This is a genomic window from Hyphomicrobium sp. DY-1 (assembly GCF_047497105.1).
Taxonomy (GTDB): domain Bacteria; phylum Pseudomonadota; class Alphaproteobacteria; order Rhizobiales; family Hyphomicrobiaceae; genus Hyphomicrobium_B.
The window spans coordinates 714,300-726,480 of record NZ_CP134870.1 but is presented as its reverse complement, the minus strand read 5'-3'; the positions used below and the strand labels follow the sequence as shown (position 1 = coordinate 726,480).

Below are 12,181 nucleotides of genomic sequence, written 5' to 3'. Positions count from 1 at the left end.
GCCGCGATGGCACAAAGGGTCGTCATTTCGCACTTCTTCAATGAGGCCTATCTGCTGCCGTGGTGGCTTCGCCATCACCGCGAAATCTTCGATCATGGCGTGCTAATCGACTATCATTCGACGGACGCTTCCGTCGAAATCTGCCGTGAGCTCGTGCCGCATTGGGAAATCATTTCCTCGGAAAACGCGACCTTCGCTGCGCTTCTTTGCGATTTCGAGGTCATGAAGCACGAGCAGCGTTTTCCCGACGCCTGGAAGCTTGCGCTCAACACCACGGAATTTTTCGTGGCGCCCGGGCTCGCGAAAATGGAACGCCTGATGCTGCAGCACGATCTTGTCGGCGCACGCCTGCCGGGCGCCGTCATGGTCGATACCGATCCCGATAATCCTCCGGACCCCGATAAGCCGCTGGTCGACCAGAAGGCGACGGGCATCTGGGAAGACGAGATGGACTTCAAGCGCCTCGCCATTCCCGGACTCACATTTCCGACGCGCAGCAGGCTTTATCATCGCTATGCCATCGGCGCCTACACGCCGGGTAGGCACAGTTCGCATCTCCCGCGCCAATGCAACGGCAGCCGCGACCTGGCCTCGATCCGCTGGTATGGTTTCAGCCCTTGGTCGAACGCATTCAAGGCGCGCAAGCTGCAGATCTCGACGAAGCGCGATTCATTCGATGTAAAGAACGGCTTCGGCGCTCAGCATCAAGCCGATATCGCTGAGCTTGACGGCCGTTGGGCCAAGCTCGCGCCGCTGAGTACCGCGCTGCATAGCGCGGCCTGACGATCCATCCACCTTCAGACAGTCGCTTCCGGAAGCACCGTGGCTGCGATGGTGTCGCGCAGAATTTTCACCTGATCGCGCCTGACGAACGTCGCGAACGCCTGACGCTCCAGTTCGCGCCGCCGCGCCTCGTCGCGCACAAGCATGACGCAGGCCTGCACGAGATCTTCATAAGGCACGGCGAACATCGAATGTCGGATGTCTTCATCAATTTCGGTTTTCGGTCCGCACTCGGAGACGACGGCCTTGCTGTTGGCAAGCAGATATGACGTGCGGACGATCTCGTGAATGCTGTCCTCATAGAAGTGCACGTTGAGGACGACCTTGGCTTCCGCAATCGCCTGATCGCGCTCGCTGCCGTACACGCTGAACATATGCTTGACGTTGAGCCCGGCCTTTGCGAGCCCCTGCAGAACCGCGATGCGGCGTGGATTGGTGCTGCCGTAGAACAGGACGTCGACCGGCTGTTCAAATGACGGAATGCGGCGCGTCATCTCCGGAACGTATCCGACGCTGAAATGGCGAATCAGCGGGTTCTGCGTCAAACGCCGAAGTTCAACGATGTTGCGGACGCTATAATCCCAGATGGCCAGCCGCTTCAGAAGGCTGAAATAAGCGGGCCGTCCTTTAACGTCGAAACCCGTCACCTGTTCGAGATTGACGACGACGGTGTTCGCCGGAACGCTGTCGGCCTCATCTTGCGAAGCGAGCAGATGGGCGCCGAACAGAATGTTGATGCCGGTCTCAGCGAACGAATTGATCCTTCGGGTCACTGAAACGCCCAAAGCCCGAAGCGCGCTTTCGAAACCCAGCACAAGATCATCGAATGCGGCCGAGTGCGGGTTGCCCGCGGGAACGATGGTGACAATGCTGACCGATTGCCACGCAGGCGGAACAGGATCGGCGCTCAGGAACTCGGATCCGAAAATATCCGCCTCGGCCTTCGAGTGGGAAGCGGTTCCCAAAGCCTTTGACCGCAACCCGCGAACCCGCGCCGCTTCGAGCTTGTATTCCAATTCCGTTGATGTGGGCTCGAGGTCGAGCGCCGTCTTAAAGGCGTCCGCCGCGTCGTCGAACTTGCGAAGGCTCACCAGCATTTCGCCGAGCATGTCCCACGACTGGGCAGAATTATAGCCAAGGCTGATCGCCTTCGCCTTGGCACGGCTGGCAAACTCGATCTTGCCGAGCGGGACGAGGACCGTCGCCAGCGCTTCGTAGGCCTCGGCCGATTCCGGATCCTTTAGGATAGCTTTCGCGAAAATTTCCGCAGCGTCGTCGAAGCCGCCCGACCGGGCAATCCGCAACCCAGCAAACAACAGCTCCGACACGGAAGCGGTTTCTGGATCGAAGGCGGCCGTCGTTTCGGATGCAATCTCAGTCTCGTCCGGAAGATCAGCAAGCGAGGGCCACTGTTGGTTCATTGCCATCGAGATCTCCGAAACGGCGCAAACGATCAGAAGCCGGACGCTGGTGGGACCGGCCCAATCTTTCACCTAACGGTTTAACCCTGCGCGAGACTGGCAATGGAAACCAACCAAGGTCCATGGGATGCCCCACGTCCGGCGCGCGTCCCGGCTCAACTTCTGGCGCGGTCCTTGGCGAGAGATACGAGAGCCAGCGTCCTGGTGCGTTCGATGGCGCGCGCCTGCTCAAGCAGAAAGGTGTAAGCAGGGTGATCGTCCGTCAAAGGCTCCAAAAGCTTCACGCCCGCCTTGTGCCAGACGGACCAGGCAATCTGTCCTTCTATGATCAACGCGGGCGCCAGTGAAATGTGCACCGGGTCTCCGGTCGCAAGTCCCTTGATGCTGTCCAGGCGAACGCCGGAGGCGGAAAAATCGATAACTCTGACCTTTTGGGTCGCGCCGCGGCATTCGACGATTGCAGGCAGCATGACCCGCCGCCGCTCGTCGCGTCGTCGCAAATAATTTCTCGATAAAATAGTTGCTGCCATCTCGCCTCCGAATGTCTCGCTTTTACGTGAGAGAAGCGCTGCGGAAACATTGAGCGCACAAAAGGGTATCCGCGCGCCTAACTCGGGCATTTTTGATCAATAAGTACTATAATCAAATTGTTCGGATCCTCAGTGGATCGAGAAAACTTCCCGAACATCTTGGATTCGCTCGGTATCCGATTTCCGTCTCGTGGGCCTCAACGGATGGGTCATTGCGTTTTACGTATAGGACTAGTTAACTAGGGCTAGTCATATATGATTCTAGGAGAATGCGATGCGGCCCGAACTCGAAGCTGTTCTGGAAGCCTACCGGCAGGATGCAGCACTTGAAGAGCAGTTGATCCAGGAAATCTTGACCGTCCTTGCCGTTACCGGAGCGGCGCGAAAGCGGACTGTTCAGGAATTGTCTCAGATCGTCAGTCGTCACACGATGAAGGCCGCCGAAGAGCGCGACTATCGGCAAAGCTCAGAGGATTTGGCGCGTTTCGATTTTCATCAGCCGCTACGGCAGATGTAGTCGGGCGCGGAAAGCCTGCGTGTCGCGTTTCATTCCGCCAATGTATGGGATCGGCACGCGTGTGCGACGCGCTGCAGGACCACTGAAGATCTGCCCAGACATCGACAGCTAATCCACTCATGATGAATCTTTTATCGCGCATGCGTCGGTTGCACACGAAGATCGCGTTTCCGCGGCATGGCGGCTTGAAAACGCATGACCGTGAGAACTGGTCCATCCTGCCGCTACGAATTTTCCGAAAAGTGAATAAAGCTTCCATTCCACAGGGCCAAATAGCATGTGCCACACAGCGGCACATGCCCCGCCGGCCACAAAAATTTGGAGTGCCGTCCAGCCAGTCCGCAACGAGCGACGCGCAGGAAAAGTCGGATGTCGAAGCTTTTCGTTCCGATCTTGAATTGATGTTGGCGTCAATGTCTGCCGCCCTCTCACCCAATCAGTGGCGGAGCGATGGCATCGACAGTCACATCTCTGATCCGGATTCGACCTTGGAAAGTGATGTCGCTGACGCCGTTCGGCAGCTTTCTATTCGCGCACTCGGTGTTTGACGCACCCGTTCCGTCGCGTCTGTCGCTTCGTATTTAAAGTGCTCCGGAAGACCGCCTTCGGCGACCGTTCTGCGACTGTCGCACGGTAGCGCTGCCGCCGTCGCGCGGCCTCTCCCTGGTCGCTATGCTCTCCTGATGAAATTGCGCCACAGCGGCTACCAATAAGCCATCCCGCCGACCGAGATGCTGTGCGCGACCGGATCTTGGTGCGAGGGATCGCTTTTAATGGTACTACGCATGTAGTACCTAATAACTACAACTCTCGATTCGCGGTGACGATCTCACCGCTCTGACCACCTTCAACGGAAAAAGCGCCAGCTTTTCCGAACGCGGAGTTGCGTGTGCTGCGTCAAAACACTGGGGAAACTTCGCATGGGCAGCAAACGCGCTCCTACGCTCCACCTCTTCCGCAACGGCGGGACTAAAAATATTGGTCGTCGTGCATGGTCGCATCGGCGAGACGGCTACGGCCCCTCATTTGCGCCACCGCCAAGTTTTGTTTCAGCGTTGGCGCTCGGCATGATTATCGGCAGCGGGAGCGTCCTGTCAGAACCTGCGGGCAGTTGCAACGCAACCGCCAATAGCCTGACCTGCACCGGTTCCGTGACCAACCCGAGTGCGTTCTCGCCAACCGGCGATTTCACCGTTGATATCGGAACGACGACGCCAACAGATACGCCTGCGCACATTGAGCAAAGCAATGGCTTCGCAGGCATCAAGATCAACGCCGGAGATTTTGGCGGCACCATTTCGATGACGACCGGTTCGACCATATCGGTCGCTGCAGGCCCCGGCACCAGTCGCAACGGCATGGTCGTCGCAAGCTATAGTGGAGGGCCCAGCCGGACATATACGCTCGATATCGATGGCACGATCACGTCGAACGCCACCGATGGCGATGCGCTCCGCTTGGAAGGATCGAGCAGCGTCATTTTCAACGCGACGATCGGCCGGGCAGGGCACCTCGGCGGCGGCACAGGCGATGATGCCGTCATCGTCACGGGCGCCCAAAGCCTGTTGCTGACCAACTACGGCGTTCTCGAAGGTGGCAGCGCGCATCCCGATTCAGGAGGCGAGGGCATCAACATCGGCAATGCCAACGGCTCCGGTGAGCGTATCGCAGCAGATGGCGTGACCATCAACAACTACGGAACGATCAAAGGCACCGGAAATGCCGGGATTTCCGGCGGTCAGGGCATCATCGCATTTGGCGCCGGTGATGTAACCATTAACAACGGTCGGCGCGGCGACATCATCGGCGCGAGCGAGGGCATGCACACGACGGACCTGACGCCAACGGTCGACAAGATTGGCCGCCATCGCATGGTAGAATGCGTGAGGCGTGCAAAAAGATAGCCTGGAAAAAGCGGACGCAATACCTCGCGCACTTGTCGAGCATGCCGGATTTGTTTCCGCAGCACGGGGACGTAGACCTCGTACCCCTGATTGCGAAGATGCATTTCCGCGGTGTGCTCGCGATTAGGATGCACGTTGACCGCGATCCACGCGGCATCGTCAGCAGTCGAAGAATCCACGAATTGCCCCTCATGGCTCTAAAATGATCCATAAGTATCATAACAGAATTTCTGGATGTCTAAATACCAATCTCGCCCCTCAGTCCAATTTTGCCCGCAGAATCTCGAAAAACGCGAATTTTCGGAAGCGGATGAAGGGTGTGGATGAACATTAGTAATGGGTGCATTTATAATTATAAAGGACTAGATATAAAGAGTTCGATTCGCTTGGGTGGTCGGAATGCATTGTTTCGTTTTGCTTGTCGTCGATCTCTTGCTCGTTTCGATGTCGACGCTTATTGCCGTCGTTGTCACGCTGCCTGGACCGGTCGCGTCCGCAATAGCGGCGGCAAGCGCGTATGGGGCTTTCACGCTCTCGGCGGCCATTCCTGTGATGCTGATCTTCGGTCTCAACCGCACCGTCTGGCGTTTCACGTCCCTGGGTGACGGCGTGCACGTGGCCGGCGCCGCCGTGGGGATTGTCGCGCTCACGACAGCGCTGGCGCTCGTTTTAGATCAGACGGTGCTGATCACGCCCAATCTGCTGATCTTGCAGAGTCTGCTGATGCTCTACGCGTTGATCGGGGTGCGCGTCGCAATGCGCATCCGCCACGATCGCCGGCGCCGCGCACGGGTACCCCATGGAAGTGTCGGTGGCTTTCGCAAAAACGTATTGATAGTGGGGCTCGGTCCGCAGACCGACATCTTTCTCTGCGGCGCCAAGGAAGCGGGAGGAGAAAACGAAATCGTCGGCATCCTGTCTCCCTCCCGCCGTCACCACGGCCGAAGGCTGAGATCGCGTAAAATTCTGGGGCCGCCGGAAGCGGTTTATGAAGTTCTGCACGACCTCGCTGTCCATGGCATCTTCGTCGACCGTATCGTGGTGACATTGCCACCGGCCGCACTTTCGGGAAAAGCACAGGCCGCGCTGGTGCAGTTGCAGGATGGCGGCCTGCTTCGCGTCGACTGGCTGCCGCCACGCCATAGTCTACGAGAGAATGCCGATGCCGCCATCGATGGCCTGGAGCCTTCGGTCAACACCTATTTGCCCTGGAAGCGCTTCATCGATGCCACCGCTGCGCTTGTTGGCATTGTGGTATTTGCTCCGTTGATTCTCGTCGTCGCAATGGTGGTTCTTCTCGACGTCGGCGCTCCGGCGATATTTTGGCAGCAGCGCCCTGGTGCACGCGGCAAGCCGATCAAGGTACTGAAATTCCGCACGATGGGGCCGCCGCGGGATCACGCAGGCCGTGCCCTGACAGATGCTGAGCGCGTCTCTACGGTCGGTCGCCTGTTGCGACGGATGCGTCTCGACGAGCTGCCCCAGATCTATAACGTGCTCGTCGGCGACATGTCGTTCGTCGGTCCACGGCCCCTGTTGCCGGTTGATCAGCCGTCCGCGCCTGCTGCCCGCTTGTGTCTCCGTCCTGGTCTGACGGGCTGGGCGCAGATCAAAGGAGGCCGTGACATTTCGAGTGAAGATAAAGCCGCCCTCGATCTTTGGTATATCAGGAATGCATCGTTCGCACTCGACATGACGATACTCGCGCAGACCGCAGGCATGCTTTTATTTGGCGAGAGGGTCGACCCGAACGCGATTCACGAGGCTTGGCAGCTCCTTCGCAACGATCGGCCGTCTATTCTGTCGGCCGATATGGCGGAACATAAACCCGTATGAAATATCTCTTTTCATTCCGACGACATAGCTTCGATTGGCCCGTTCTTCCAACGCCCGGAACCTAACGGCTTTCACCGCGTTAAGAGCCGTCGGGAAAATGGAAATGAACGGCGGGCCAATATCAACGATTGAACGGTCTTCTCTCATCTGGGGCGCATGCATAGCGCGCGTTCCTATTAGAAAGAATTAGACCCGGTTCAAAAAATGCGGCAAAATAAAAGTCGTACGTCTATTGCGTGTTGATCGCGATATCGGTATTGCCCTGCACGAACATTTCATTCCTTTCCGAAAGATTTTCCCTGGCGCCGCGTGGTTAACTAGTCGGCGGGACAAACATATTTGCAGTGTGGAGTTCAGGTATGCTGCGGATGGACATAGCCGGTGACGGCAACGGGGCAGGCGCCGCCAATGTCGCCGCGCTGACAATTCAAGACACAGATACCTCGCTCCGAACCTTGGCCCGCAACGAGCTTTTGTTCGAGGCCGGAGATATCAAAACGAAAGTGTATCGGGTCGAGTCCGGCGCGCTGTGCATTTACCGTATCCACCCCGACCTCCGCATTGAGATCATCGAGCATGTGCTCGCTGGCGAGCTGGTCGGCATGGGCTTCCTCGACCGGCACACCGCCAACGCCCGCGCGACCGTCGACGCGACGATCCGTTGTTTCGAACGCGATGCTCTTGAAGGGCTCATTGAGGACGACCCGCACAATAAAGCGCGCTACCACGACGCCGTCGAACGCGAATTTGCCTTCCGTCGCGAAAGCTTGGCGAGTGCTGCACGTGAGCGTCCAATGGTTCGTCTGGCCGCGTTTCTCGTCGCTGTATCGCATCGTATTCGCGACGAAGGTGGTGATCCGAGCTTCATCGATGACTCCGTCGATTGCGGAGTCATCGCCGATTTTCTCGGCCTTAGCGTCGACCTTCTTGCGCTCGCGTTGATGCAACTCGAGATGCGCGGACTGATCGAGACGGCACCGCTTCACGGTCTCCGCCTCAAGGACGTACCGGCCCTGGAATCCATTGCCGAGGAACGTGAGAACGTCCCGGTTAAGTGGGCCGCGGCGACGGACGAAGAGTGGCGCGCCACTCTTCAATAAGTGCGCCTGCCGCCTAGGTACCGTGCGCTCCGGTAAATCGAGTGGGTTGATGACGACGTGCAGTTGGCTGACCGGTAGGCGACGGCAGCGCTGCTTATGTTCGCGGACCGACCAATAAGCCTCGACGTTCGCTCAGCTTCCTGGCCTTGACGCGAGGGGAAGAATGCCCGTTGTTCGTTCCCGCAATCGAAGGGAGCGATCATGAGCGGATTTCCTTTTACGGCATTGAGCAAGCCGGGTGCGGTTTCGCGGCGTGGCTTTCTTGGCACGTCCCTGGCGGCCGCTCTGATTCCATCGGCAGTGACAGCCGAGGAGGCGGTGACCGCGCCGCCCGCGTCACCTGCTCAGCCTCAGCCCACAGCTGGTCCGCCACCCCGCAAAATCCCCGCACGCGAGCTGCCCGTTCCAAAAACAGTGAGCCCGGAACTGCAGGCGATCATCGGCTCGCCATATCCGGTAGGCTGGGACGACATTCCTCAGGACGCGACCGCCTGGAAGCAACTTGCTCTCAAGAGCGCGGCGTCAGTGGCGAGCAATATCGCCGCGATCAAAGAGAAATTTTCCCTTCACGTCGAAAGCACGACGATGGCCGGCGTGCCCGTGTTCGTCATTACGCCGCCGGAAATCGCGCCGAACAATCGCAATCGCTTGCTCGTTCATATTCACGGCGGCGGCTTCGTGCTGTTTCCGGGAGAAGCCGGCGCAGGCGAGGGCATGCTGATGGCGGGCTACAGCAAATGCCGCGTCGTCTCGATCGATTACCGGATGGCGCCCGACTATCTGTTCCCGGCAGCGCTCGACGATGTAACGGCCGTCTGGCGCGTGCTGCTGGCATCGTATGAGCCAAGCAAGATGGCGATCTTTGGTACGTCGGCGGGCGGCGGGCTGACGCTGTCGACGATTTTACGCGCGAGATCCCAGGGTTTGCCGCTGCCCGGCGCCATCGCTCCGGCAAGCCCATGCGCAGACCTGACATGGTCCGGCGACACCGTCATGGCGAACGCGTACGTCGACAATGCGCTTGTCTCGGGGGCGGGCTGGGCTCACGCGGCTACGACGCTGTACGCCGGAACGCACGATCTGACCTTTCCCGAGTTGTCGCCGATCTTCGGCGATTTCCGTGGCTTTCCGCCCGCCATTCTCACATCGGGCACGCGCGATCTGATCCTGAGTGACACGGTCCGAACGCACCGCAAGCTCAGGCAGGCTGGCGTCCATGCTATCTTGCAAGTCTTCGAAGGCGAAAGCCATGCCCAGTTCCTGACGCCGTTCGTCCCGGAAACGAAGGAGGCCTTCGATGAGATCGTTGGCTTCTTCGATACGCACCTCAAAGCGTGAGAAACGTTAAAGCCCCATCATAGCCATGACTTTGTCGACGGCGAGCGTCGGCAGGAGTGTGCCGTTGCGCACGGCCGCTTCAATTTTCGGAAGCTCTGCTCCGACCAGAGAATTGGCCTTCAGTGCGCCCATAAGCCGGTCTTCCAGCATGTCGCGCATCCAGGAGACGGCCTGAATCTGTCGCCGCTTCGCAAACTCACCAGTCTCCGTCATCGTCTTGCGATGTTCGAGAACCTTCTCCCACAGCTCTTTGAGGCCGCGGTTGTCGCGCCCCGAAACCGTCAGCACGGGCGGAAACCACGTCGCGCCATGCGGTGTGAAAATCTGCAGCGCGTTCTTGTAGTCGCCCGCCGCGCTCTCCGCCCGTTTGATGTTGTCGCCGTCAGCCTTATTGATGGCGATCATGTCGGCAAGCTCGATAATGCCTTTCTTGATGCCTTGAAGATCGTCGCCGCCGCCTGCGAGCAGCAGCACCAAAAAGAAATCGACCATGTCGGCAACGGCGACTTCCGATTGCCCGACGCCCACCGTCTCCACGATCACCACATCGAAGCCCGCTGCTTCGACGAGCGCCATCGTTTCGCGCGTGCGCCGCGTCACGCCGCCGAGCGTGCCGGACGAGGGCGACGGACGAATGAACGCGTTTCGCTCCTGCGCCAGCGAACTCATCCGCGTTTTGTCACCCAGAATGGAGCCGCCCGAACGCTTCGACGTCGGATCAATCGCCAATACCGCCACGAGGTGCCCCTCAGAGATCAGGTTCATGCCGAGCTGATCGATGGTCGTCGATTTGCCGACGCCCGGTACGCCGGTGATGCCGAGGCGAACGGCATTGCCCGTTTTCGGCAATAGCTCCTGCAGCACCTTCTGGGCGAGGCGGCCATGCTCCGGGTTCGAACTTTCCACAAGCGTGATGGCGCGTGCCAGCATCGCCCGGTCCCCGCCAGCAATGCCCGACACATAGTCGGCAACCGAAATTTTGTGTGCTGGGAGTGCGGTAACGGCCATGGCTTAAATGCTGAATCCTGTTCGTTCGCAAAGTGGACGTTGGACAAGAAAAACGACGCCGCTGCAAGCTGCGATTTCGCTCTTCGCCGTCACAATCACATGCCATAGATCCGGTTGCTTGCGGAGCCCAAGCTCCGTAGCCTTAAGACGGGGCGTTGGAGGGAGGGTAGCGTGACTTGGGTTACCGAACGCTGGCGGCGGCCGGCATCGCTCGCAAGGATCGGCCTGACGGCCATTATCGCATGCGGCCTGCTGACGGCCTGCTCCGAAGCCCCCAAAATCGGCAAGACCGCCGATAATCAATCGCGCTCCATCGAGGAAGCGCCTGCGGGCTCGGCCGCACCTGCTGCGCCTCCCGCGCCGGAAGCGAGCGCGCCTAAGCCAGTGGCTCCCGAACTATCCGACGGGCAAGAGCAAAGCCAAGTATCGAGCGGAAGCGACGAGAAGCCCGGAACGTACCATTACTATCGCAAGAAGAAGGCTGCCGCGCCGGATGAGGATGCTGATACCGCAGCCGAGCCGCCGTCGTCAGAACCCGCACCTGCCGGCGCTGCTCGGCCACCTGAGGAAGAATCTGCCGGAGCCGCTCCCACCGCTTCGCCATCTCCAGCACCGCCGCCGCCGCCACCCGTCGTTGCGATGCCGCCGCCGGCTGCACCGGGCGCCGCCGGTCGCGCTGCCGTCGAAACCGATCCGAACAAGAAATATAAAGTCGTTCCGGTTTTTTACGGAACGGATCGCGCGGTCGAGCCCGATCCAACGCGCCTTCAGTTCGGTTCCGAACGCGGACACAAGCTGCAGCTTGGCCGTGCGCTTATCACCGTGCCGTTCAGCCATGAAGTCCCGCACATCGAGCGGCCACGTGTGATCGAGATTCCGTATTTCAAGATCAAGATCTACGCCGAGAAGGAAGATCCCGATAAGCACTTCACCGTGCAGGAGATCACCAGCCTGACGGAAGATCAGATGCTGGCGCTCGTGAAGGAGCAACTGGCGAAATCATCTACGTTCAAGAACCACGCCTTCGTCTTCATCCACGGGTTCAACACGTCGTTCGATTGCGCCCTCTACCGGACGGCGCAGATCACTTACGACCTTGGCTTCGACGGTGTGCCGTTCCTCTATAGCTGGCCATCTGGCGGCAATGTCGCGAGCTATACGTATGATCATGGCAGCGTCGAGCAGGCCGAGCCGATGCTTGCCGAATTTCTCGACATGGTCATCCAGAAGAGCGGCGCAAAGTCCATCAGCCTCATCGCGCATTCGATGGGCAACGAACTGCTGCTGCGCGTGCTCGAACGGCTGCGGCCGAAAATTCCGCAAGGCGTTGTCATCAGTCAAGTCATTCTTGCGGCTCCGGATGTCGACCGAGACAAGTTCAACATCATCGCGCGTGAAATCAAAAACTTCGCCAAGGGTGTAACGCTCTACGCCGCCTCAAACGATCGGGCGCTTGGATATTCTCAACGGTTCTGGGGCGGCGTTCCTCGCGCGGGCGACGTTCCGAAAGATGGCCCGTTGATTATTCCCGGCGTCGACACCATCGACGTAACGGCCGTCTCGACCGATGCGCTGGGACTCAATCATTCGGGTTACGCTGAGAACCCGGCGCTTCTCGATGACGTCAAGGCGCTTGTCGAATTTGGTGTCCGTCCGCCGGACAAACGCTTGAAGAGTATTCTTGCCGTCGAAAGTCCGGGCGGACTGTATTGGCGCTTTCAAGCAACCAACTGACGGCGAACGT

General features: G+C 59.1%; 10 protein-coding genes. 6 read left to right on the top strand and 4 right to left on the bottom strand.

Going from position 1 to position 12,181, the window contains the following annotated elements:
• The first annotated feature begins 6 nt into the window (after positions 1–6).
• Complete coding sequence (locus RLW41_RS03470) at positions 7–783, top strand: glycosyltransferase family 2 protein (protein ID WP_414463500.1); 777 nt, start codon at positions 7–9, stop codon at positions 781–783.
• A 14-nt stretch (positions 784–797) separates the two neighbouring features.
• Here the strand turns inward: RLW41_RS03470 and RLW41_RS03465 are convergent, their stop codons facing one another.
• Positions 798–2,210 carry a tetratricopeptide repeat protein gene (locus RLW41_RS03465; protein WP_414463499.1) on the bottom strand — a complete coding sequence of 471 codons (1,413 nt, stop codon included), beginning with the start codon at positions 2,208–2,210 and terminating at the stop codon, positions 798–800.
• A 149-nt stretch (positions 2,211–2,359) separates the two neighbouring features.
• Positions 2,360–2,734 carry a PilZ domain-containing protein gene (locus RLW41_RS03460; RefSeq protein ID WP_409560802.1) on the bottom strand — a complete coding sequence of 125 codons (375 nt, stop codon included), beginning with the start codon at positions 2,732–2,734 and terminating at the stop codon, positions 2,360–2,362.
• 274 nt (positions 2,735–3,008) lie between these two features.
• Between RLW41_RS03460 and RLW41_RS03455 the strand changes: the two genes are divergently transcribed.
• Positions 3,009–3,251 carry a hypothetical protein gene (locus RLW41_RS03455; protein ID WP_013948768.1) on the top strand — a complete coding sequence of 81 codons (243 nt, stop codon included), beginning with the start codon at positions 3,009–3,011 and terminating at the stop codon, positions 3,249–3,251.
• A gap of 1,738 nt (positions 3,252–4,989) precedes the next feature.
• On the opposite strand, the gene RLW41_RS03450 is transcribed toward RLW41_RS03455, so the two are convergent.
• Positions 4,990–5,259 (bottom strand): transcription termination/antitermination NusG family protein, encoded by a 270-nt coding sequence (locus tag RLW41_RS03450; RefSeq protein ID WP_414464656.1) that lies wholly within the window; start codon positions 5,257–5,259, stop codon positions 4,990–4,992.
• Positions 5,260–5,554: 295 nt separating this feature from the next.
• Here RLW41_RS03450 and RLW41_RS03445 point away from each other — a divergent pair, with 295 nt between their 5' ends.
• From RLW41_RS03445 to RLW41_RS03435, 3 genes are all read left to right on the top strand, one after another.
• Complete coding sequence (locus RLW41_RS03445) at positions 5,555–6,991, top strand: sugar transferase (RefSeq protein WP_414463498.1); 1,437 nt, start codon at positions 5,555–5,557, stop codon at positions 6,989–6,991.
• A 359-nt stretch (positions 6,992–7,350) separates the two neighbouring features.
• A complete protein-coding gene (locus RLW41_RS03440) occupies positions 7,351–8,091 on the top strand; it encodes a Crp/Fnr family transcriptional regulator (RefSeq protein ID WP_414463497.1) in 741 nt (246 codons plus the stop codon).
• A 201-nt stretch (positions 8,092–8,292) separates the two neighbouring features.
• Positions 8,293–9,429: an alpha/beta hydrolase gene (locus tag RLW41_RS03435; RefSeq protein ID WP_414463496.1), complete on the top strand. Its 1,137-nt coding sequence runs from the start codon at positions 8,293–8,295 to the stop codon at positions 9,427–9,429.
• Between the two features lie 6 nt (positions 9,430–9,435).
• Here the strand turns inward: RLW41_RS03435 and meaB are convergent, their stop codons facing one another.
• Positions 9,436–10,437 carry a methylmalonyl Co-A mutase-associated GTPase MeaB gene (gene meaB, locus RLW41_RS03430; protein ID WP_414463495.1) on the bottom strand — a complete coding sequence of 334 codons (1,002 nt, stop codon included), beginning with the start codon at positions 10,435–10,437 and terminating at the stop codon, positions 9,436–9,438.
• A gap of 171 nt (positions 10,438–10,608) precedes the next feature.
• Between meaB and RLW41_RS03425 the strand changes: the two genes are divergently transcribed.
• Positions 10,609–12,171 (top strand): alpha/beta hydrolase, encoded by a 1,563-nt coding sequence (locus RLW41_RS03425; RefSeq protein WP_414463494.1) that lies wholly within the window; start codon positions 10,609–10,611, stop codon positions 12,169–12,171.
• Positions 12,172–12,181 lie beyond the last annotated feature (10 nt).

Excerpts from the sequence above, each read along its gene's own strand:
- RLW41_RS03465 (WP_414463499.1), bottom strand. The coding sequence starts at position 2,210 with ATGGCAATGAACCAACAGTGGCCCTCGCTTGCTGATCTTCCGGACGAG.
- RLW41_RS03470 (WP_414463500.1), top strand. The coding sequence starts at position 7 with ATGGCACAAAGGGTCGTCATTTCGCACTTCTTCAATGAGGCCTATCTG.
- RLW41_RS03460 (WP_409560802.1), bottom strand. The coding sequence starts at position 2,734 with ATGGCAGCAACTATTTTATCGAGAAATTATTTGCGACGACGCGACGAG.
- RLW41_RS03440 (WP_414463497.1), top strand. The coding sequence starts at position 7,351 with ATGCTGCGGATGGACATAGCCGGTGACGGCAACGGGGCAGGCGCCGCC.
- RLW41_RS03435 (WP_414463496.1), top strand. The coding sequence starts at position 8,293 with ATGAGCGGATTTCCTTTTACGGCATTGAGCAAGCCGGGTGCGGTTTCG.
- RLW41_RS03445 (WP_414463498.1), top strand. The coding sequence starts at position 5,555 with ATGCATTGTTTCGTTTTGCTTGTCGTCGATCTCTTGCTCGTTTCGATG.
- meaB (WP_414463495.1), bottom strand. The coding sequence starts at position 10,437 with ATGGCCGTTACCGCACTCCCAGCACACAAAATTTCGGTTGCCGACTAT.
- RLW41_RS03455 (WP_013948768.1), top strand. The coding sequence starts at position 3,009 with ATGCGGCCCGAACTCGAAGCTGTTCTGGAAGCCTACCGGCAGGATGCA.
- RLW41_RS03450 (WP_414464656.1), bottom strand. The coding sequence starts at position 5,259 with ATGCATCTTCGCAATCAGGGGTACGAGGTCTACGTCCCCGTGCTGCGG.